Raw genomic sequence first — 23,651 nt, forward strand, 5'->3', positions numbered from 1 at the left:
GCTAAAAGTGTGATTCTAAATCTTCTTCGGTTGCAACTTGTTTTTGAATTAAGACTACCCCTTTTTGAAGTAATAAATTATTAGGGTAGGTCAGAAATTCACCATTATCTTTTTTTAAATTGATGGTAAAAGTTTGAATATCAATTATAATTGCTTCTTCTGGAAAATCTTTATCTAATATTCTTATTCTATCTCCAATTTTAAATGGGAAATAAAAGAACAGAATAATTCCAGATGTTATATTGCTCAAGATAGACCAAGTAGCAAAAAGTGCAACACCAATTACGGCGAATATTGATGAAACGATTAGTCCAAGCTCTTTAAAATCGACACCCCAGATGAAAATGAATGAAATGATTAAAATAAAGAACAGGCCAAAGGTGATATACCTACCTACTAAAACGGTTCTTACTTGGTTGATATCACTTCGACGTCCAACTTTTCGAATAGTTTGGACCGCTACGAATCTAACTATAATAAAAACTGTTAAGGCAATGGCAGTGTAGGTTAATTCACTTTGATAATCTTGCAAAATTTCGTTCATAGGGCTAAAGGCCTAAGCTATCTCTAAGAAATAAATCTTTGTTTGAGTTTTGTCTCCAATATGGGGTTTTTAAACTTTTCAATTTAGTTCCTTTTGAAGTCATTACTTTTTTATTTAAGCCATAGCCACTTGTAAACTCTTCAGTCCAGCTTTCAATACTATAAGGAAAAGCCGTAGTAAAATTAATGCTAAGTTTTCTTAATCCATCTTCATAATTAATAATATATGAACTTATACCATTTTTGGTTTCTAAAGATGCTGTGGCTTTAAAAGCCTTTAACTCTTGATGTTTAATTCTAAAAAATTCTAAAGAGGGAATCATCTGAATCTCTCCGATTGGAAGACTGTTGGGGTTAATTCTGATTTTAGTCCAAACTTCATTTTCTAAGAAAGTTTTATCTAATGTTAATTTTTTATCGGCTTCTCCTTCAAAATAAGAATGTGAAGTGAATTCAAATTGATCTCGATTATTAATTTGTGAATATACATGACCACACCATTCTTGAATCGAAAGACTAGATTTTATGGCGTGTTGATTATCATAAATAGGATAGAAAGTACTGCTCATGATAGAGTAGGGGTAGATACCAGTTAAATAATTTTTAGTGGTATTTAATTTTAATACGGGAATATTTTCTGAACTATTTCTATCTGCTTTTACTTGAACTTCTGGTAAAAATGGTTCCGTTACATATATTAAAACGGAGCTACCTTCTCTTACTTCACCATAACGAGCTTGTTCTAACTTGTAAGAGGTTATTTCTGCATTCCCTTCGTACCAATATTTTTTAAATTCCTGCGTTAGCGGCCGTCGAGGAGGTAAAGATTCTGCTATTGAAGTAGCTGTATTAATTGCCATTTCATTATTTGTTGAAGTTGTCTGGTCTTTACAACCTTCAATCATAGTCATTAGAACTGCAAATAAAACAACGATTAACTCAAAACGAATCCAGTTTTTCATAATAGCAAAAATTTTAATAAAATTAACGAAGAAGTATCAGTCGACCATATCCATTAACGTTTTATAAACTAAATGAGTAGGAAGCCCAACCACATTGTTGTAGGAGCCTTCAATACTTTCAATAGCTATAGCACCTAACCATTCTTGAATTCCATACCCTCCTGCCTTATCAAAGGGTTGGTCTTGTTTAATATAAAAGTCAATTTCGTTATCACTGAGTTCACTAAATTTTACCTTGGTACTTGAACTTATAGTTTTTTGTGCACTAAGGGTTGTCAAAGTTACAGAAGTAATAACTTCATGCCAGCTATTTGATAGTTTATGAAGCATCTCTGCTGCTTCGTCTTTATTCGAAGCTTTGGCTAATGATTCATTATTATGCCAGACAACGGTATCAGAGGTTACCAAAATTTCCCTTGACTTTAATAATCCTTTGAATGCTGAGGCTTTTAATTCTGACAAGTATTCCGAAATTTCACTGCCTTTGAGTTCTTCAGGATAAATTTCATCAATCGGCTTTAACCGAATTTCAAAAGTCATGCCTAAATCTTCAAAAAAACGCTTTCTTCTTGGAGACCCTGAGGCAAGAATTAGTTTATAGTCTTTAAGCTTTTTAACTAAGGGATTTTCAATCATTTGCAGAGCTAAAGTTTGAGTTCCAATCTCCACGAACTTTTAAGACTTGTTCAATAATATCACGAACGCAGCCTTCACCTCCGTTTTTATGAGAAACATAATCACAGACTGACTTCACTTCTGGGACTGCGTTTTGAGGACAAGTCGCTAATTGTACCATTTGCATTGGTGGAATATCTGGTAAATCGTCTCCCATGTACAAAGTATTTTCTGACTTGATGTCGTAAATATCTAAGTACTCTTCTAGGGGTTCTTGTTTATGGTGAGCCCCCAAGAAAATATCGGTTACACCTAAACCTTTTAATCTTTTACGAACACCTTCATTGTTACCACCAGAAATAATACAAACATTATATCCTTTCATTAACGCAGTTTTTAAAGCATAACCATCTTTAACATTCATGGTACGTAACATTTCGCCGGAAGAAGTTATTACCACCGATCCGTCAGTAAATACCCCATCTACGTCAAAAATAAAAGTGGTGATGTCTTTAAGATATTCTTTATAATTTTTTTTCATTACTGTCTCTAATCGATTCGCTTATAAGTTGGTATAATTTTTTATGGATAGGATCTTTTAATTGCTCTAGATGTTGTTGCATGGTTTCTACATCATTGCGCTTAGCTGGTCCAGTTTGTGCTTCTGATGGGTTTAAATCTTCTAATTTGTTTGCAGTTTCATAAATTAAAGGCTTTAAAATGTCAAAAGGTAGCTTCTCAGAGTCACACAAGTCCTTTGAAATTTGAAATAAATGATTAGTGAAATTATTAGCAAATACAGCCGCTAAGTGTAATTTCTTTCGTTGCGATGACGAAACTTCAAAAATGGAATTTGATAAATTTTTAGCTAATTTTTTTAAAACTATTAAATCCTTTTTATTGCTAGCTTCGAGACAGATTGGAATAGATGAAAAATCTATTTTTTTATTTTTTGTAAAGGTTTGTAATGGATAGAAAACGGCGGCTTTTTTGTGATTTAAAGCTTTAATAGAAACGCTACCCGAAGTATGCGCAATAATTCCCTGCTTATTCCCTAATAATTGAGCTACTGAAATGATAACATCATCACTAACAGCGATAATGTAAATATCTGCTTCTTTGATTTCAGAACTTAGTGATGTAACTGGAACATATTTCGAAAATTTTTTAAGCTTTTCTTGATTTCGCCCAAACACTTGTTCAATTGAAACTTCCTTAGAATTTAAAAAAGTATTGAACAGGTGAGAGGCAACATTACCAGTTCCGATAAGTATTAACTTAAGCATAATCAAAAGTACGAATTTAGCACTGTTTCCTTTTGAGAAACAATTAACAGTTTTGTTGAACTAATTAAATGATGCAGTTTAATTTCAAAATAGAAAAACAACGTATTTTTGCATGCCAAAGTACTATATATGTTCAGTTTACTAAAGAAAACACTATTCTCAACTAAATTAATGGCCGTACTTTTTTTGGCTTTTGCAACTGCCATGGCCTTTGGCACATTTATAGAAAGTTGGTATAGTACTGAAACAGCCCGTATTTACATATATAATGCTACATGGTTTGAAGTGATTATGGTTTTTTTTGTTATCAATTTCTTTGGTAATATTTTTAGATACAATTTGTTGCAATGGAAAAAATGGCCTGTTTTAGTTTTGCACCTTTCTTGGATTCTAATTATCGTAGGTGCTTTTGTAACTAGGTATATTAGTTATGAGGGTATGATGCCTATTCGTGAGGGTAATTCTGAAAAAGTATTTTATTCTGATAAAACCTACTTAACAGCTTTCATAGACGGTGATATGAATGGTGGAAAGATGCGTAAAACGCTCCAGCATCCAATTTTGGTAACAGCTGAGGGTAAGCGCAGTAATTTACCATGGAAAGAAGATTTTAATGGGCAACCGTTTGTTATTGATTATGTGGATTTTATTGACGGTGCCGCAGAAGGATTAATTCCTGATGATAAGGGTAAAGAGTATTTGAAAATTGTTGAGGCAGGTGATGGTCAGCGTCATGAGCACTATTTGGAGAGTGGAAAAGTTGCTAGCATACATAATGTGCTATTTGCTTTAAATAAAAATACACAGGGTGCAATAAATCTATTTACTACGGACAGCATATATACAATAAAAGCTCCGTTTTCTGGTGGTTTTATGCGTATGGCAGATCAATTTCAGGGGGAGGTTGTAAAGGATAGTTTGCAACAATTACAACTTCGTTCGCTTTACAATATGGCTAATATGCAATTTGTAATACCTGAACCTATTGTAAAAGGCAGTTATGGTATTGTGAAAGTTGCTGATGAGCAAATAACTGAGCAGACACAAGATGCTTTGGTGGTTTCAGTGACCGCTAATGGGCAAACTGTCGAGAAAAAATTATTAGGTAGTAAAGGAACAGCAGAATTTTCAGACAAGTTTAATTTAGGTGGACTTGAGTTTGCTTTATCTTTTGGATCCAAGGTTTATGAATTACCATTTAAAGTAAAACTAAATGATTTTATAGCTGAAAAGTACCCAGGAACAGAAAGCAGTTACAAATCTTTTATGAGTAAAATAACGGTAGAAGATGAGCGTCCTTTTGACTATGACATTTTTATGAATCATGTTTTGGATCATAAAGGTTATCGTTTTTTTCAAGCTAGTTTCATGCCTGATGAAAAGGGGACCGTACTTTCAGTGAACCACGATATTTGGGGAACCTGGATAACTTATGTTGGGTATTTTCTATTATATATTGGTCTAATGGGTATTATGTTTTTTGGTAAAACGCGTTTTAAAGAATTGGCCAAATCTTTAGAAAAATTAAAAAAGAAGAAAGCTGCGCTAACATTAGGTTTGGCATTTTTAGGGGTAACTGGCTTAACAAGTCAAGAAAATCATGGACATGAAAATAGAATGCCTGCAAAAGCGCAAATAGATTCTATTTTAAAAATTACAACAATATCCAAAGAACACGCTGATAAATTTGGTGAATTGGTAATTCAAGATGAAGGTGGCCGCATGAAACCAATACATACTTTTTCTTCTGAATTACTTCGTAAGCTCAGTGGAAAAAATGAATTTGAGGGCATGAATCCAGATCAGGTGTTTTTATCTATGATGATAAATCCGCCTGCAGTTTGGTACAATACTGAATTTATTGCTTTAGGTAAACGTGAGAATGACAGTATTAGAGAAATAGTTGGTGTACCAAAGGGTCAAAAATTGGTTAAGGCTACTGACTTTTTTGACGCCACTGGTATGTATAAATTAAAACCTTATATGGAGGATGCCACTTCTACTAATAATCCTAACAATTTTCAAAAAGACTTTAAAAAAGTAAATGAACGATTGAACTTACTTGATTTGGCACTAAGCGGACAAATAGTTAAGATTTTTCCATTATTAAACGATGAGAATAATAAGTGGATTTCACCGATTGAATTTAGAGGTGGTGAATACCAAGTAACAGATTCTTTGTATGCTAACTTTATTAATAATAGTTTACCCTATTATATTTCTACGTTACAATCGGCAGTAAAAACTGGAGATTATTCTGAATCCAATAAACTTTTAGCAGCTTTTAAACAAAACCAACAGAATCATGGTGCCGAAGTATTGCCCTTAGAGAAAAAAATCAAGACGGAGATTATTTATAATAAGCTTGATATTTTTAATCGTCTTTATCGGTATTATGCTTTAATTGGAGGCTTTTTATTCTTTATTTTAATTTTTAAAATTTTTAAGGATCGCGAAATTTGGAAAGCGGCTTCTTTCTTCTTTAAAGGAATAATTATTCTCTTTTTTCTTTGGCATACAGCAGGTTTGATATTACGATGGTACATTTCTGGTCATGCTCCATGGAGTGATGCTTATGAAAGTATTCTATATGTTTCTTGGGCAACAATGGGTATGGGTTTAGCCTTCGGTAGAAAAAGCGAATTGACAATTGCTGCAAGTGCTTTTGTCACAGCAATGTTACTTTGGATTGCGCATCAAAGTTGGGTTGACCCCTCCATCGCCAATTTAGTTCCTGTTTTGGATAGTTATTGGTTAATGATACACGTAGCCGTTATTGTAGGTAGTTATGGGCCTTTAACTGTAGGTATGATTTTAGGTGTAGTATCCCTAATTCTCATCTTATTAACAACCAAAAAGAATAAAAAACGCATGGAAATCAACCTAAAAGAGTTGACAATTATCAATGAACTTTCTTTAACTGTTGGTTTAATAATGTTAACTATTGGTAACTTTTTAGGGGGACAGTGGGCGAATGAAAGTTGGGGGCGTTATTGGGGTTGGGACCCAAAAGAAACCTGGGCTTTAATTTCCATTATGATATACGCTTTTGTCCTGCATATGCGATTGGTACCTGGCATGCGCAGTAAATGGTTGTTTAGTTTTGCTAGTGTTGTTGCTTTTGGTAGTATTATGATGACATACTTTGGCGTTAACTTCTATTTAGTTGGGCTCCATAGTTATGCAAGCGGTGATCAAGTGATTACTCCGACTTTTGTGTGGTATTTAGTGCTAGCAGTTTTCGTTTTAGGTGGTTTAAGTTTTTGGAGAAACCGAGTTCACTATTCTTGATAACTATTAATTAGAGTTAAGCAATCGCATTAATTCTTCTGCGGCTACTTTGCCTTTTTCTTTTAAGAACGGACGAGGTGTATTATCACCCAATTCAAAAACAATGGCCGGCATACCGTGATTGACAAAAAAGTATGTTCTTGAAACCATCGTTGGACTTAATGTTTTTGAAGGCCTCACATTGGTAGCTTTTTGTGGCAATCTTTTACTGATACTCTCAATCCAATCAAAAATAATTTTTCCTTTTGCTCCAGTGGCTGCGGTATCTAAGGGGTAATAAATATCATCCCAAGTAGAATGAAAATCTGCACCAAATACAAATTCATAACCTTCTTCATCTTTTTCTTTTAGAAAATCGCGAACACTTTTGGTTTCGGGTTGGTTGAAATTTTGCCAATCTCTATTTAAATCTATACCTCCCATATTGTGGCGCCAGTGACCATTGTCAACTCCATCGGGGTTCATTAGTGGCACTACAAAAACTGTGTGTACTTTTCTAAAGTTTTTAGCTTGTTCTGAGTTTGAAGAAATGGTTTCAATAAAAGACTTCATAGCTAAAAATCCAGTTACTTCAGGTGGATGCTGTCTTGAGATTATCATTAAAGCTTTTTTTGACTTTTTATTTTCATTGATTTCAAGCAGTTGCATGGGTCTATTTTCTTTAGATTTTCCTATCTCATAAGTTGAAATAAATGGTTTTGCTGCAAGTGAATCTATCCAGCTTTTTACTGTCGTTGAGGTATATAATTCTTGAGCCGAAATCCAGATTGGATTTTCACCAATTGCTACTGTTATTTCAGCAAATTCAGGCGCAGCTTTTATTCCAAAATCACTTTCTCCCATATTAATACCCTTAAATGCAGTACTATCAATAGCTTTAAAATGAATACCGTCAGCACTTATTTTTGGAAAATATCTACTTCTAGAATCTTGATAAGCTAGTTTTACAGTTATTTCTCTTGGTTTTTTGGTCCATACTTTAAAAGCATACCAGGGACTCACATTTATAGGTGTATTTTCAGCAGTAATCCATATGGTGTAATGATCATTGCCATCATATGCAACACCATTCAAACGTGCACCTTCAAAATCATTTGTAAAAAAGGTTGTACTATCGTTGAATGCCCAATTTCCTTTCCATTGTTTTTGGACTGGTTTATCAACGGTTGGTACTACAGGACTTTTTGGTTGCCCTTGATAACCAGTTTCTTTTTTAATTTCGGTTGCAACAGGTTTTTCAGTACTCTTACAAGCAGTCAAGAGTATAGTAAAGAAGAACAAATAGCTAAAAAATAATTTCATCAATTTAGTCTTTTGGAATGAGTTCATGTTCGAAATGAATTTTCATATTACGATTTTTATATTGATTTCAGTAATTTTTATGATAGTATTCGATTGACTAACTTTAAGCCTTAATATTTTATTGATATGGCGAAGCAATCAAAAGGAATTAATACAATATGCACCCACGTTGGTGAGGTCAACGATGAACAATTCAAAGGAGCGGTATCGCCCTTATACATGAGTACTTCATATGCATTTGAAGATGTTGAAGTCAAGCGTTACCCAAGATATTTTAATACGCCTAATCAAGAGGGTCTTTGTAAAAAAATTGCAGCCCTAGAACATACTGAAGGTGCTTTAATTTTCGGTAGTGGTATGGCCGCAATAAGTCATGCATTGATGGCTTTTTTAAAAGCTGGTGATCATATTGTTTTTCAACAAACACTTTATGGAGGCACGTATAATTTCGCGGTTTCTCAATTAGAAAAATATGGAATTGATTATTCTTTTGCTGAAGGCTGGAAAGCAGAAGATTTAGGGAAGGAAATTAAGCTGAATACGAAAGTAATATATATAGAAACACCGTCTAATCCATTATTGACAATAACAGATATAAAAGCAGTTTCTGAATTAGCAAAAGAGAATAATATTGTTACTATGATAGACAATACTTTTGCAAGCCCTATCAACCAGAACCCGATTGATTTTGGAATTGATATTGTTATTCATAGCGCAACAAAATATATGGGAGGTCACTCAGATATTTGTGCAGGAGCGGTTGCCGCATCTCAAGAACATATTGATACCATTTGGCAATCTTCAATCTGTTTTGGAGGGAGCTTAAGCGATCAGACTGTTTGGCTGTTGGAAAGAAGTCTAAAGACAATGGCGTTAAGGGTTAAAGCGCAAACTGCGAATGCGCAATTAATGGCTGAGTTTTTAGATGCACATAATGATATCGATGCGGTTTATTATCCAGGTTTGAAATCACATGCTGATTATCAATTAGCTCAATCACAAATGCATGGTTTTGGAGCTATGCTTTCCTTTGAACTGAAAGAAGAATTTAGTACCTCTCAATTTATGAAAGCATTGCAGTTAATTAAACCGTCAATGAGTTTAGCCGGTGTTGAAAGCACTATGCTTTCTCCAGTTTTGACATCGCATGCTTTGATGAGTAAAGAAGATCGAGAAAAACAAGGAATTCGTGATGGTTTAATTCGTTTTTCTGTTGGAATTGAAGAGGTTGAAGATTTGGTTTTTGATATTGAACAAGCCCTAGTAAAAGTAAAATCAAATTCGGTTTTGGTATCATGAAATTAGATATTTTAGTTTTCGGTGCACACCCTGATGATGCGGAATTAGGAGCAGGAGCTACCATTGCAAAAGAAGTTGCAAACGGTAAAAAGGTTGGTATTATTGATTTAACACGAGGTGAATTGGGTACCCGAGGTTCAGCAGAAATAAGGGACCACGAAGCCGCTGAAGCTGCCAAAATTTTAGGAGTTTCTATTCGAGAAAACTTGGAGTTTGCAGATGGCTTTTTTACTAATGATAAAGAACATCAATTAGAGATCATTAAAATGGTTCGAAAATATCAGCCAGATATCGTACTTTGCAATGCGATTGATGATAGACATATTGACCATGGAAAAGGCGCTAAGCTTGTGAGTGATGCCTGCTTTTTAAGTGGATTACTAAAAATTGACACTAGGCTTAATAGGGATGTGTCTTGGCAAGATCCATGGCGACCTAAATTGGTATATCATTATATTCAATGGAAGAACCTAGAACCTGATTTTGTTGTTGATGTCTCCGGATTTATAGAAAAAAAGACCGAGGCAATATTAGCTTATAGTTCTCAATTTTATGACCCTAAAAGTGACGAGCCTGAAACTCCAATAAGCAGCAAAAATTTTATTGATAGTGTAAATTATAGAGCAAGAGATTTAGGTCGATTAATTGGCTCAACACATGCTGAAGGTTTTACTGTTGAAAGATATACGGCGGTAGCTCGTATAAGCGATCTGATTTAACCAGCTTTTTTATATTTTTTAACCACTTTAGGAATGGTAAAATAGAATGTTGACCCTTTCTGAAGTTCACTTTCTACCCAGATTTCTCCTTTGTTTTTAATGACCATTTCTTTACAAAGGTTTAAACCTAGGCCAGTACCTTTCTCATTATTAGTACCGTAGGTTGTTAAATTAGAATTGTCATTAAAAATCTTTTTCATGGTAGGTTTATCCATTCCAATTCCAGTATCTCTAACCGATATTTTCCATGAGTTTTTGTCTTCTACAGCTTCTATTGTAATTAGGCCATTATTTGGTGTAAATTTTATGGCGTTGCTTACCAAGTTTCTGACTACAATATCAATGTGATTTTGATCAAAGTAACCCATGGGATTTTCGGGTAATTGATTTATGATTTTTATGGATTTTGACGCCGCTAATTCTGATAATAAATTAATATTATTATCCACTAACTTGCTAAAACAATTAACTTTAGGTCTTGTTGTAGTTCCATTCATTTGGGCATATCCCCAAGAAAGTAGGTTATTGAGTGTAAATAGGATGTGATCTACATCTGATTTAAGCTTGGGCACAAAGGAGTGAAATTCTTCCTTTGCAATATCGCCGGAAGAGAATAATTTTAAAATGCCCTGTAAGGCACCGATAGGTCCTCTTAAATCATGACCAATAATGGAGAAAAGTTTATCTTTTGTCTTATTAATTTCATTTAATTCAGACTCACGTTCTCTAAGGCTTTTTGTTTTTACTTTTAGTTCTTTATAAAGACGTTTTTGTTTTTTCTGATTAAAGTATAACGGAATTGAAATAGCAAGAACAATACATAGTATAGCCAATGCTAAATTTATCAAATTACGTTGTTTTGCTAAAGCTTTTTCATTTGCTTCAATCAGTTCTTGTTTTTGTTGGTCATAGTTGAACCTTGTCTTTGTTAAGGTCAGAATTTTTTTATTCTCATCTCGAGATAAAGAATCTGATAATTTTTGAAATACTTCATGAAAAGCTAAAGCATTTTCATATTCATCATTGTTCTTGCTAATTTTATACAATGTTTCAGCGCAATCTTTCTGACCTTGTAAGGATTGTATTCTTTTTGATATTTCAAACCCTTCTTGAGCAAATTTTGATGAGGTAGAATCTATATTCAAACCGTAATAGGCTTTTGCCAGACCATTGAGTAATTCGATTTTACTTCTATCATCTTCCAAATTTTCATGCAGTACATTACTTTGATCAAACCAATATAATGACCATTTGTACTTTTTTTGATTTAGATAAATACCTCCTTTTACGCTATAAGCAAAGGCTAACCAATCATAAATCCCATGTTTTTCAAATATTGAAATACTTTGATTTATATTAAACATGGCGTATTCAAAATTATCCATGTCTGTATATAATTCGGCAAGATTACTCATAGTCTCAGCAGAAATTATTTCGTCTCCTAGCTGTTCATTGTAGCGCTTTACTTTCTTATAAAATTCTAATGCTTGGGAAAATTCTTTTTGAGCAGCATAAAGTGCGGCTATATTTTCATTTAAAATTGATAACATTAGTTTATCGTCTAAAGGTGTTGCTATATCAATACCCTCTAAATAACTATTTAACGCCTTTTCGTAATCTCCAGTGTATGAGTATTCCGTTCCTAAATCATTTAACAGTGCTAATTTTAATTTGAGGTCTTGTACTGAATCTGCAATTTTAAGAGCATTATTTAAATACGAAATAGCTTTTAACGCATTACCCTTATCAGAAAAGTAATCTCCTAAAGAATTTAAGGCCTTGGTCTCCCCATGGATGTAATTCAATTGTTTACTAAGTGCCAATGCTTCTTTTGATAAAAATAACAGACTATCTGATTTTATAAAGCGATAATTACCTGCCAAATTGTTTATCAGATTGATGTAGGAGGTATCTTTTTCAAAGTTTGGCGTTTTTTTTTGAAGCTTAACTATCTTTCTTTTGATACTGTCAATAGATGACTGTTGCCCGTACATAATAGGAACGCATAGCATAAACAATATCAAAATGATACTATTTACTTTGTATGGTTTTAGTGTTTGTTTATTGTAGGTACACATTAATGGCGTTTTGCCTAAATAATTGGAGTAAAATTAGATTACAAGAAATCTAAGAACCAATTAATGTTGTGAACTACGTTTTTTTGTGTGTTTTATCGTTAAAAATAGGTATTTCACCGATGTTTTGACTACTAGGCAGGGTGATGTAAAAACAGCTGCCGACCTGGGCTTCACTTTTGATATTTAACTTCCCATTGTTTTTGGCTAACAATTCCAGGCAAATATTCAACCCCAAACCAGTTCCTTTTTCTTTTTCTGTTCCTAATGTTGATTGCGGGTGGCCTCCTTTAAATATTTTATCTAAAACCAATGAATCCATTCCGACGCCTTTGTCACATATATCAATTGTAATTTCATTATTTTGTTCGAAAGCGCTTAAACTTATTATTTCATTTGGAAAGGAATATTTAATGGCATTTGAGATAATATTTCTTAAGATTATGTTTAAATGTTCTTTGTCTACATGAACCGCTATTGAATCAGAAATATCGTAACTTAATGATATATTTTTTTTAAGTAATCGTTCTTTGTAAAGCGAGATAGTGTTGTCTAAAGCACTTTTTAAGTTAATATGCTCAGGGTTTGAATAAATTCCCTTCATCTGAGTTTGGGCCCATACTAATAGATTATTAAGAGAGAAAGAGCTGTGATCTACATTCTCTTTAAGTCTTGGAGTAATTTTTTTGAATTCTTCAGCGGTAATATTGTCTTTTCCGTATAAACTTAAAAGTTCTTGTAATGTTCCAATTGGTGCTTTTAAATCGTGTCCAATAATGGTAAATACTTTATCCTTTAAAATATTTATTTTTTGAAGTTCACTATTATTTTGAGATTGAATTTTATTATTTCTTTTGACCAGAACTATAATTATCAGCAAAAAAGAAATAATCAAAATAGTAATGAAAATCACCGTTTTTTGACGAAATAATTTGTCTTTATAGTCATAAATTTCTCGCTCTTTTTCTATTTCTAAATCATTTTTTACTTTGAGAATTGCAAGTTTATTTTTATTGTTTTCTCGCTCTATGGAGTCATTTAATTTGTTAGCTAAGAGTTTAAACTCTAATGCCTTTTTATTGTTTCTATTTTTTTGATAAATAGTTGATAATACCTCAGCACTTAAAATTTGACCATCAAAATAAGACAGTTGTTTTGAAGTATCGTAAGCTGTAATTGCTGTACGCTCTGCTTGTTTAATTTCATTTTGCTTTAGATGATACTCAGCATAAGTAATGTTTAAGTCTGATTTACCTCTTGGATCATCTATTTTGACATATATGGAATCACTCTTTTGTAGAAAAGAGTATGCTGTTTTAAGATCATTTTTTTTTAAATAGTTTCTCCCAAGAATTGAATAACAATAGGCCAGCCAGTCTTCAATATTTTCTTTTTCAAAAATTAGAATTGCTTCCGAAATATGCTTTATTGAAGATTCTAATTCATTAATAACTAAATACGAATAACCCATATTTGCAAGTACCTCAGCCCTAGCAAAAGAGGAGGATTCTCCCAGTTCAAAATCGAGACTCTCTCGATAATAATTTAAAGCTTCCTCGGTCGAACCAAGGTATGCCATTAAATTTCCTAAGTTCATTTTAACCCTAAGCCTATATAATTGATTTTCTAAGTCTTCAGCAATTATAAGACCTTCTTGTAAGGTTTTATAGGAAGAAGGGTAATCAGATTTTTGCTCGTAAATAAAGGCTTTAGAATTTAAACTTCTTAAAGCAATTAGTTTTTCATTATTTACTCTTTTGAGTATTTCATCATGTTGTAACAATGCTTTATCTAGCTCACCTTTAAACATGGAATAATCTGCAAGATTATTTTTTCCTTCTAGAAAACCTTTATTGTAGTTTATATTTTCACTTAGTTCCTTAGCCTGAGTGGCATATAAAAACATTTTTTTGGTATCAGAATAAGCAACTTTAAAGGCTATCTCATTTAAGGTGTTGATATAAGCCGTATCTGATTTAAATTGAGAATTTTGTTCTAGTTTATTTTTCTTTTCTTCTAATGAGGCAACAGTTATAGATTGTGATTCAACAGACGATGTAAGAAGAATAAAAAAAATAAAAATATTTTTAGACATTTCTGGGTCCTAATTCTCAATATTTAGAGGGTAACTCGGCAGATTGATATGAATACAGGTACCTTTATGAAGTTCACTTTCAATTTCTAATTCACCGCCATTTATACCTAATAATTTTCTGCAAATACTTATTCCGAGACCAGTACCCTTTTCTTGATTTGTTCCAAGTTTTGATGTAATATTTTGTCCATCAAAAATCTCTTTTATGAGCTTCGAACTCATGCCTATTCCATTATCGCAGATTACTATTTTAATAGTGCGTAAACTTTTTAAAGTATTAAAGGTGAGTTTATGCTCTGGGTGAGAGTATTTTATCGCATTAGAAATCACATTTCTAAGGATTATACTTAAGTGATCAACATCCATAAATACTTTAGCATCAATAGGTATATTACATTCAACCTTAATCTTCTTTTCTTGTATCTGGTGTTGATAAAGATCGCAAACTTTTGCCGCTGCTTCCTTAAGGGCAATAGTTTCAGGGTTTACTTCGATTATATTCATCTCTGTTTGAGCCCAAAATAATAAATTATTAAGTGAAAAAGCGCTGTAATCAACATTCTCTTTGAGCCTAGGAGTTATGTTTTTAAGTTCATCAAGACTGATACTTTTATCCTTGTACAGGTTTAATAGTTCTTGTAATGTTCCAATTGGTGTTTTCAAATCATTACCGATAGTTGAAAAAACTTTATTCTTTGAATTATTTAATTTTACTAATTCAAAATTCAAGTTTTTTTCAGTTTTAAAATTTCGAACTATTAAAAATAAAATTAATAGAATTAGGCCAACAAGTCCCACAGATGTTCCTGCGATGATTTTTTGTTTTTCAAGTTTTTTTCGATTTTCTAGAAGTAATTTATTTTGGCTTCTTTCAAAATCGAGCTTAGCTTTTGCTAATCTTATACTATTATTGGCAATTTTTGAATTTAAAGAATCTTTTAAATATGTGTATTGCTCCAAATAAAACAGTGCTTGTTGAGTATTTGATTTTTGATTTTCGATTTTCTCTAAATATTCATAACACTTTAAAATGCTACTTACATCATTAACTTCTTGAGCTATATTAAAGGCATTTGAAACTCTAATTGATGCATTTTTTAGATCTTTGATTTCAAGGTAAATACGTGTAAAAAGGATATCAATTTCTAATTGATCTCTAGAGTTATTTAAGCTTTTCAAAATCTTTTCAGATTCTTTATTTCTTGATATCGCCTCGTCATATAATCCTTGGTACAAATACCACCTAGACTGAACCCTTTGAGCTCTAGAATACCACAAAGGCTGATTTTTTTTAAAAATTGCTAGGGACATGTCAGCATATCTTTTGGCCAATTCATAGTCTTTTTTGTCAATTGCGTTTAAAGCAATATTTGACATAGTAGCGGCTTTGTGCCTTTGGTCGCCCAGTAATACCCAGAGGCTATCTGCAATTAAATATTCCTTCTCGGCGTCATCATAAAGTCCGTTGGACCAGTAAAAGAAGCCTAAATTGTGCCTAAGAAGTCCTTCTTGTTCAAATAGATTTTTTTCTTGAGCAAGGGTAATGCCTTGATAATAGCTCAAAACAGCCTCTCTATATTTTCCACTAAAAAGTTCTTGTGAAGCTTTACTTTTAAAAATATCTACTTGTAAAGAAAAATAATTTTCCTTTTCAGCAATTTCTTTAGCTTTTTCAAAATATTCTACTGCAACATTTAGTTCACCTATATCAGAATAGTAATCACCTAACCGAAGTAATGCCCCGGCTTCTCCTTTATCATATTCTATATCCTTGCTGTTTTTTAAGGCCCTTAGTGCAAATAATTTTAAGCTATCAGGTTTTTTGTACCTATATTCATAAGAGAGAAGTACTAAATCATCTATATATTCTTGGCTTAAGTCATTATCGAGTTCATGTTTGATTATTTTTCTTAAAAGGCTGTCCTTTTGTTTCAATTGTGCAATTGAGCTCACACAAAATAAAAAAGAGGTTAGAAAGAGTAATATATTTTTCAAAAGCTTAATCCCTTTTTAGACTTAAAAACAATTTTAAATTTTACTTAGGTAATTTCATTTCAAAACAACTACCCCTACCAAGAGTACTTTCAATAGTTAAACCTCCATTGTTGGCGACTAGCAAATCTTGACAAATTTTCAAACCAAGTCCGGTTCCTTTTTCATTTAAAGTGCCTGGTTTTGAAACGGTGCTATGATTATTTAAAATTTGATTTATGAATAATTTACTCATCCCGACACCATTATCACAAACGCTAAAAATAATCTGATTTTCAGTACTATCTCGGCTATTAAAACTTATTTTACCTCCTTTGATTGAATACTTTATAGCGTTTAAGGTAATGTTTCTTAAAATGATATTCAAATGCTCTTCATCCATAAATACAGTCATTGATTCCGAGCAATTACATTCAACAGTAATATTTTTAGCTTGAATTTGCTCTTGGTAGAGCGCAACAATTTCCTTGCCCTTTTCTTTAATATTTATAGTTTCTGGTTTTACTATTGAAACCCCGTTCATTTGATTTTGTGCCCATAGCAAAAGGTTATTTAGAGTAAATGCACTATGGTCCACGTTGTTCTTTAGTCTTGGAGTAATCTCGGCTATTTGCTCCTCAGTAATTGCTTCGCTTTTGTAAAGTTCTAATAATTCTTGAAGCGTACTTATTGGTGTTTTAAGATCATGACCTACTATAGAAAAGACTTTGTCTTTTGCTGCGTTAATTTTAAGTAGTTCAGAGTTAGCTCTTTTTTGAGTTTGAATATTTCTTCTAATTAAAAACAAAATTATTGCAGCAGAAATCAACAAAATAATGGCTAAATAGGTAATAATTTTTTGGGTTTCAATTTCTTTGATATTCTGATTAGCTATTTTAGCTTGCTCGTTTTCATAATTATTTTGAGCATCTAACATTAAAAATTTTGTTTTGTTTTCAGCTATTTCAATAGAATCTGAAAGGCTTCTAGAAGTTTCTAGATGTGCAATGGCTTTCTCTGTGTTATTTTGCGATTTGTTTATTCTATATAAAAGATTATTGGCTCTTATAATACCGTCATAGAATTTTATTGATTTAGAAATACTATCCCCCATTAAAGCACTTTGTTCACTTTTGACTAAATCATTTTTTAACAAATAAGCTTCAGAAAGACCTAAGCAAGCTTCGGCTTTACGTTGTGGGTCATAAATATTTTTAAGTAGTTTTTTTGAATCTTTAAATTGTTGAATGGCAGAATCAAGCTCTTTCTCAATAAGTGATACCTCGCCTAAGTTTATTTGAGCGAATGCCTGCCATGGAGTATTTTGAACTTTTTTAAATTCTTCAATAGATTCTTTTAGATACTTTTTTGCTTTTTGTATTTCGTTGGTTTTAATGAACATGTAGCCCATGTTACTTTTCACTTGGGCCAGGCCTCCAAGGTCTTTCTTTATTTCAAGGAGTCTTAAACATTCCTCGTAATAAGGTAATGCTTGCTCTGGATCATTCACTATGGCGAAAGAGGTTGCCAAGTTCATATTAAACATGACTGACATTTCAAGGTTATTGAGTTTCTTGGCTTTTTCTCTTCCTAATTGGCAGTATTTATATCCTTCAGCATAATCTGATTTCATAAAATGCCCCATACCAATAGCATTCAAACTTTTTAAGTGAATAGTATCAGCACGAATTAATGATGCAATTTCTCTTGCCTCTTCTGCATCTTTAAAACCTTCTTCAAAATTACCTTCGAAAATTTTAGATACCCCTAATGCTAATTTTGATCCTGCGATTCCTTTCTTAAATTTAATATTTTCACTATAGCCAAGTGCTCTTTGAGCAATTGTATTTGTGCTGTCATGGTCAAGGTATACATATGTTCTAGCTAAAGTGTAAAGGTTTTTTATGTAGTTGGTGTCAATTTCATAATTTTTCAAATTCTCTTCGTAGAACTTTCTTTTCTGTAAAAGACTATCAATAAGCAGTTGTTGTGAATGGGTTAATTGAATAAAAGAAAACAAAACAAATATTGATAAGGTCAACTTTTTTGTAATGTTGTTGCTTATACAATATGATTTCATGTAAATCAAAATGGAGTATTATTAGGAAAATAGTAAATAGAAAAATAAGCAAAAAATAACACTTGAAGAATTGTACATAGATTTTTGTTTGATGGGTAAAAAAAATTATCTTTGCAACCGCTTTAAATGGTGGTTGTAGCTCAGCTGGTTAGAGCATCGGTTTGTGGTACCGAGGGTCGCCGGTTCGAACCCGGTCTTCCACCCTAAGTGAAAAATAAAAGTCCTAACAATTTGTTAGGACTTTTTTCATTTTAAGTATGGACTTAAATTATTTTTAAAGTATTTAACTTGCGTTATTTAGCTGGATTTTCGAACTATTTTGCAGCCTTATCAACAATTACTTTTTCTGATCTGTTAACGACTTCCCAAGCTGTATGGAATACCAATTGAGTTCTGTTTTTCAATAAATCATAATTTATTTTATCAGGAGTATCACCTGGTCTATGGTAGTCATCATGAGTTCCATTAAAATAAAAAATTATAGGAATATTATTCTTTGCAAAATTATAATGATCACTTCTGTAATAAAACCTATTAGGGTCATTTTCATCGTTATAGGTGTAATCCAATTCAATATTCAAATATTTCGTATTTACTGCTTCTGAAAGTTCATGAAGTTCCGTGCTTAACTTGTCAGAACCAATCAAATAAATATAATTTCTGTCTCCTTCTCTTTTTGGGTCAATACGACCTATCATATCAATATTAAGATTTGCCACGGTATTCGCTAATGGAACAATTGGTTCATAATCTGTATAAAATTGTGAGCCAAGTAGGCCTTTTTCTTCTCCAGTTACATGTAAAAATATTATTGATCGTTCAGGTCCTTGACCTTCATCTGCAGCTTTTTTAAAGGCTTCTGCAATTTCTAATAAGGCAACTGTACCAGAACCATCATCATCAGCTCCATTATTAATTTGACCATCAGCAGTTACACCAATATGATCTAAATGAGAAGATATAATAAGGTACTCGTTTGGTTTGGTGCTTCCTTTGATAATTGCAGCAACATTTTCTGAATCTACTTGATTATTATCGCTTACTATTTCTAGTTTAACAGTCGAATCCAAAATTCTTGGTGTAGCGTCGGTTTCTATGTTTTCAAATAAAGCTATTGCAGCATTTTTGTTCAGAAGAATATTAAATTCATCACTTACTTGCGCTTTTAATTGCATTCTTCCGCTATCATTACTTTTCATATACTCGAAGTACCGATTGTACCTTGCAAAATTATCAGCGTCATAATACAGAACTCCAATTGCACCTTTACTGGTTGCCAATTGATCCCTTTTACCCAAGGCCTCTGACATATTGCTCCAAACAGATTTTTCCGAACTACCAGAGATAACATAAGTCCCATCATCATTTTTAGGCTCACCAGATTTCATTAGCACTAATTTCCCTGACACATCAATATTACTGTAATCTGAATAGTTCTCTTCTTGAATACCGTAACCAACATAAACGATATTATCAAAATTTCCAGTAGCACGCGAAAAGGTCAAAATATCTTCACCAACCATTAATGATTTTCCATTGACATCCATTGTGCCTTTGGGTACTTTGCTAATTTCAAGCGGAACTTTTTGTAGATAATCACCGTTTGTTTTTGCAGGATTTAGACCTAAAGCCTCATATTCTTTTTTTAAGTAATCTACTGCCTTTTTTTGCCCAGGCTGACCAGTCTCACGGCCTTCAAATTCATCAGAAGCATAAATGTATAAATGCTCTTTTAATTCTTCTTCCGTAATTGTTGAAGCATAAGTGATTGAGAAATCTTCAACAGGTTGAGATTCAGTTTTTTCAACGATAGTTTTTTGTGACGAATTACAAGCAATTGCGAATCCAAAGATTATTATAAATAATTTTTTCATTTTGTTTTTTGTAGTTGTCCAAAAATAAGTAAACAAAATTTGTAGTAAAAAAAATTAAGGTTCTGAGATACTCTTAACATATTTTAAAGGACTTAGTCCCTGAATTGCTTTGAATTGTTTATTGAAATTTGATATTGAATTAAACCCTGATTTAAGTGCTATTTCTCCAATACTAAAATCATTTTCATCGAGTAGTAGTTGACAAGCATGAGCAACCCTGACTTCGGTGACAAAGGTGAAAAAGGACTTATTACAGCGTTGTTTGAAGAATCTGCAAAATGCATTCGGACTCATATGAGCCATAGCAGCTACTTTCGTAAGTGTGATATTTTGGTTGAAATTTTTTATAACAAAATCAAATATGACCTGAAGTCTTGTCCCTTGATTGTTGGAGATAGGTTTTTGATACTGCTTTTGACTTAACAATTCTTTTTCTTTAGTTGCTATTGTTTTTAGCAATTCGAGAAAATTCATAAATAAGAAAAACCTATTCGTATTTTTTATTTTTGAAACTTTTTTAAATAGTTCTGGTTCAATTTGTTTAATAGAAACACCAAAATTTAAAACTTCAAATAGACCGGTTAAATCTTCCATTTCTGGCAAATCAAAGAAGTTATGACCAAAAGCGTTTGGTAGAAAGAATGCGGAAATCATGTGCGACTTCTTTGGACTTTCAGTGCTTTGAAAAAGGTGAGGAACGTTACTTCCAATTGCAAAAGTGTCTCCTTTGCTATATCTAGAGATAGTGTTTCCCACAACAAGTTTTCCTTTTCCCGAAATGATGTGGCTTATCTGTATTTCTGAATGTTGATGTAAACGGTCAAAAAAGGTTTTAGTGATATCCTCTTGAACAATTATATTCTCTTTTGGTTTTTTTGGAATGGTAAAAGGGAATACTTTCATTTAGTTAATAATTAACAGTATTTACGCCAAATCTATAAAAAATAGGTAAAATAGTGGAAAATATAGCTAAAAATGGATAAAACAAAACCAAATGAGTGGTTTAATTTTATACCACATATTAAAATCAATCATAATGCAAATAAATTGGGAAGGCGTAATGCCTGCTATAACAACTAAATTCACTTCAGATGATCAGTTAGATTTAGAGATGTTTGAAGTTAATGTAAAAGCACAAATGGATGCAGGAGTCTCTGCCCTTATCTTAGGAGGAACTTTAGGTGAAGCAAGCACCTTGTCCTTTGAAGAAAAGAAAACACTGATTATTGAAACTGTGCGTATTGTAGAAGGTAAAATACCTGTGATTATCAATATTGCTGAACAAACGACAAAAGGAGCAATCGAGGCTGCTCAAGTGGCTAAAGAATGCGGAGCAAAAGGTTTGATGATGTTGCCTCCAATGCGATACAAAGCGAATAGTTATGAGACAGTTACTTATTTCAGGGCTGTTGCAAATAGTACTGAACTACCTATAATGATTTATAACAATCCTATTGATTATGGTATTGAAGTTACTTTAGATATGTTAGAAGAACTTTTAGATTGTGATAATATTCAAGCCGTAAAAGAGTCTACTAGAGATATTTCAAATATTACTAGAATTAAATCTAGATTTGGCGATAGGTTAAAAGTTTTTACTGGAGTAGATACTCTTGGTCTAGAAAGTGTTTTTATGGGTGCAGATGGTTGGGTAGCAGGTTTGGTTTGTGCATTTCCGGCAGAGACTGTTGCTATTTATAAACTAGCAAAAGCTGGCAGGGCAGAAGAGGCTATTGCCATTTATCGATGGTTTTTACCATTACTTGAATTAGATATTAACCCACAATTGGTTCAAAATATTAAATTAGCCGAAGTAGCTACCAAAATAGGAACTGAGAATGTTCGCGCACCTAGATTACCTTTGCAAGGCAATGAGAGAGAAAGAGTATTAAAAATAATTAAAGAAGGTGTTGCGACAAGACCTGTGCTCCCTGAATACAAATCACTTTAGTTTATGATTACTGGAAAAAACCAATTAGGAAATTCACTTTCAAATTTAGGAACCAAGAGCTTTAAAACATTTAATCCTCAACAAAATAAGGAAAACGAATGGAACTTTTTTGAAGCTAACGAGACCGAGATTGAGACGGCCCTCAAGCTTGCGGACCGTGCTTTTGAGACCTTTCAAAAAGCATCTGGTGCATCCAGAGCACTTTTTTTAAACACTATTGCTGATGAAATTGAAGTTTTAGGTGATGTTTTAATCACAACATATTGTGCGGAGACTGGCTTACCTGAAGGAAGAGCAAAAGGAGAGCGTGGGCGTACCATGGGTCAACTAAGATCTTTCGCAAAACTTGTAGAAGAAGGTTCTTGGGTAAAAGCCTCAATTGATACAGCAATTCCGGAAAGACAGCCCTTTCCTAAGGTTGATATTAGAAAAATGATGGCCCCACTTGGGACAGTTGTTGTCTTTGGAGCAAGTAACTTTCCACTAGCTTATTCCACAGCTGGTGGTGATACGGCGAGTGCCTTTGCAGCCGGATGTCCAGTAGTAGTAAAAAGTCATCCAATGCATGCAGGAACAGGAGAATTGGTAGCTCATGCAATCAATATTGCTGCTAAAAAAACGAATATGCCAGATGGGGTATTTTCTAATTTAAATAGTAGTGGTATTGAAGTGGGTCAAAAATTAGTTAATCATCCACTAACAAAGGCTGTAGGTTTTACTGGCAGTATTCAAGGTGGCAGAGCACTATTTGATATGGCTTCAAGGCGTAAAGAGCCAATCCCTGTATTTGCTGAGATGGGAAGCGTTAATCCGGTAATAATTTTACCGAAAGCACTTCAATTAAAAGGAGAAGCTTGGGCCAAGACTTATGCGGGCTCAATAACCTTAGGAACAGGTCAATTTTGCACTAACCCAGGTCTGTTATTCGCAATAAAAGATGATAGCCTTGAAAATTTCACTACTGTTTTATCCGAAGAGCTTTTAAAAATTGATGCTTCATGTATGCTTCACCCAACTATTCAATCGAATTATAGTAAGAATAAATCGGAGATGATGGAGCAAGACGGGTTAAGTATTACTGCGGATTTAAAAACGAATACTCCACCAAATTTTGCGAAACAAGCAGTCGTGAAAGTTTCAGGCGAAAAATTTATTTCGAACACGAAATTACATCAAGAAGTATTTGGTCCTTTCTCGATGATTGTAAGTTGTAAAGATGAAGAAGAGTTGGTCAAAGCAATTCAATCAATGGAAGGACAATTGACCGGAACTATTATTTCTGAGAACGGAGAGATTGACAATAGCTCAGTATTGGTTAACACTTTACAAAGCAAAGTCGGCAGATTAATATTCAATGGCGTTCCGACAGGTGTAGAAGTATGCCCTTCAATGCAACATGGTGGGCCTTACCCTGCTTCTACAGATAGTCGTTTCACCGCCGTTGGTATTCATGCCATAGACAGGTGGGTTAGACCAATTAGTTTCCAAAATTGGCCAAATCATTTACTGCCAAACACTCTAATGAACGAGAACCCTCTAAAAATTGAACGACTTATAAATGGTGAACTGACTAAAAGAGCAATTTAAA

17 protein-coding genes and 1 tRNA gene are annotated in these 23,651 nt (G+C 33.1%); 6 read left to right on the forward strand and 12 right to left on the reverse strand.

What is annotated here, in order from left to right; all coding sequences use genetic code 11:
* Position 1 precedes the first annotated feature (1 nt).
* From RM542_RS06620 to RM542_RS06640, 5 genes are read right to left on the reverse strand one after another with little or no spacing between them, the layout of a single operon-like run.
* Positions 2–544, reverse strand: a complete 543-nt coding sequence (locus RM542_RS06620) for a mechanosensitive ion channel domain-containing protein (RefSeq protein ID WP_311384944.1) — start codon at positions 542–544, stop codon at positions 2–4.
* A gap of 4 nt (positions 545–548) precedes the next feature.
* On the reverse strand, positions 549–1,505 hold the full coding sequence (locus tag RM542_RS06625) for a septum formation inhibitor Maf (RefSeq protein WP_311384945.1): 957 nt from the start codon (positions 1,503–1,505) through the stop codon (positions 549–551).
* Between the two features lie 36 nt (positions 1,506–1,541).
* On the reverse strand, positions 1,542–2,141 hold the full coding sequence (locus RM542_RS06630) for a Maf family nucleotide pyrophosphatase (protein WP_311384946.1): 600 nt from the start codon (positions 2,139–2,141) through the stop codon (positions 1,542–1,544).
* Positions 2,134–2,661, reverse strand: a complete 528-nt coding sequence (locus tag RM542_RS06635; protein ID WP_311384947.1) for an HAD-IIIA family hydrolase — start codon at positions 2,659–2,661, stop codon at positions 2,134–2,136. Before RM542_RS06635 ends, RM542_RS06630 begins: the two co-directional genes overlap by 8 nt.
* The gene (locus RM542_RS06640) at positions 2,645–3,406 is read right to left on the reverse strand and encodes a DUF2520 domain-containing protein (protein ID WP_311384948.1); all 762 of its coding nucleotides are present in this window, start codon (positions 3,404–3,406) and stop codon (positions 2,645–2,647) included. The genes RM542_RS06635 and RM542_RS06640 overlap by 17 nt, the downstream gene beginning before the upstream one ends.
* 129 nt (positions 3,407–3,535) lie before the next feature.
* On the opposite strand from RM542_RS06640, the gene ccsA reads away from it, so the two are divergent.
* Positions 3,536–6,697, forward strand: a complete 3,162-nt coding sequence (gene ccsA / locus RM542_RS06645) for a cytochrome c biogenesis protein CcsA (RefSeq protein WP_311384949.1) — start codon at positions 3,536–3,538, stop codon at positions 6,695–6,697.
* Positions 6,698–6,703: 6 nt separating this feature from the next.
* Here the strand turns inward: ccsA and RM542_RS06650 are convergent, their stop codons facing one another.
* Positions 6,704–7,999, reverse strand: coding sequence for a M14 family metallopeptidase (locus tag RM542_RS06650; protein WP_311384950.1), 1,296 nt, complete (start codon positions 7,997–7,999; stop codon positions 6,704–6,706).
* Between the two features lie 126 nt (positions 8,000–8,125).
* Between RM542_RS06650 and RM542_RS06655 the strand changes: the two genes are divergently transcribed.
* The gene (locus RM542_RS06655; protein WP_311384951.1) at positions 8,126–9,298 is read left to right on the forward strand and encodes a PLP-dependent aspartate aminotransferase family protein; all 1,173 of its coding nucleotides are present in this window, start codon (positions 8,126–8,128) and stop codon (positions 9,296–9,298) included.
* On the forward strand, positions 9,295–10,017 hold the full coding sequence (gene bshB1, locus RM542_RS06660) for a bacillithiol biosynthesis deacetylase BshB1 (protein WP_311384952.1): 723 nt from the start codon (positions 9,295–9,297) through the stop codon (positions 10,015–10,017). The genes RM542_RS06655 and bshB1 overlap by 4 nt, the downstream gene beginning before the upstream one ends.
* Here bshB1 and RM542_RS06665 read toward each other — a convergent pair.
* The 4 genes from RM542_RS06665 to RM542_RS06680 all read right to left on the reverse strand — a co-directional run bounded on the left by RM542_RS06665 (position 10,014) and on the right by RM542_RS06680 (position 18,238).
* Positions 10,014–12,095 (reverse strand): tetratricopeptide repeat-containing sensor histidine kinase, encoded by a 2,082-nt coding sequence (locus RM542_RS06665; protein ID WP_311384953.1) that lies wholly within the window; start codon positions 12,093–12,095, stop codon positions 10,014–10,016. The two genes, bshB1 and RM542_RS06665, sit on opposite strands and share 4 nt — an antisense overlap.
* A gap of 73 nt (positions 12,096–12,168) precedes the next feature.
* Positions 12,169–14,187 carry an ATP-binding protein gene (locus RM542_RS06670; protein ID WP_311384954.1) on the reverse strand — a complete coding sequence of 673 codons (2,019 nt, stop codon included), beginning with the start codon at positions 14,185–14,187 and terminating at the stop codon, positions 12,169–12,171.
* Between the two features lie 9 nt (positions 14,188–14,196).
* A complete protein-coding gene (locus RM542_RS06675; RefSeq protein WP_311384955.1) occupies positions 14,197–16,122 on the reverse strand; it encodes an ATP-binding protein in 1,926 nt (641 codons plus the stop codon).
* Positions 16,123–16,222: 100 nt separating this feature from the next.
* A complete protein-coding gene (locus RM542_RS06680) occupies positions 16,223–18,238 on the reverse strand; it encodes an ATP-binding protein (protein ID WP_311384956.1) in 2,016 nt (671 codons plus the stop codon).
* Between the two features lie 128 nt (positions 18,239–18,366).
* Here RM542_RS06680 and RM542_RS06685 point away from each other — a divergent pair.
* Positions 18,367–18,442, forward strand: a tRNA-His gene (locus tag RM542_RS06685).
* Positions 18,443–18,552: 110 nt separating this feature from the next.
* On the opposite strand, the gene RM542_RS06690 is transcribed toward RM542_RS06685, so the two are convergent.
* The gene (locus RM542_RS06690; RefSeq protein ID WP_311384957.1) at positions 18,553–20,112 is read right to left on the reverse strand and encodes a M28 family peptidase; all 1,560 of its coding nucleotides are present in this window, start codon (positions 20,110–20,112) and stop codon (positions 18,553–18,555) included.
* Positions 20,113–20,166: 54 nt separating this feature from the next.
* Positions 20,167–21,015 carry an AraC family transcriptional regulator gene (locus RM542_RS06695; protein WP_311384958.1) on the reverse strand — a complete coding sequence of 283 codons (849 nt, stop codon included), beginning with the start codon at positions 21,013–21,015 and terminating at the stop codon, positions 20,167–20,169.
* A gap of 133 nt (positions 21,016–21,148) precedes the next feature.
* Between RM542_RS06695 and RM542_RS06700 the strand changes: the two genes are divergently transcribed.
* A complete protein-coding gene (locus RM542_RS06700) occupies positions 21,149–22,063 on the forward strand; it encodes a dihydrodipicolinate synthase family protein (RefSeq protein ID WP_311384959.1) in 915 nt (304 codons plus the stop codon).
* A gap of 3 nt (positions 22,064–22,066) precedes the next feature.
* Positions 22,067–23,650 carry an aldehyde dehydrogenase (NADP(+)) gene (locus RM542_RS06705; protein WP_311384960.1) on the forward strand — a complete coding sequence of 528 codons (1,584 nt, stop codon included), beginning with the start codon at positions 22,067–22,069 and terminating at the stop codon, positions 23,648–23,650.
* The last annotated feature ends 1 nt before the right edge of the window (position 23,651 follow it).

Source organism: Croceitalea sp. P059 (assembly GCF_031846365.1).
GTDB lineage: Bacteria > Bacteroidota > Bacteroidia > Flavobacteriales > Flavobacteriaceae > Croceitalea > Croceitalea vernalis.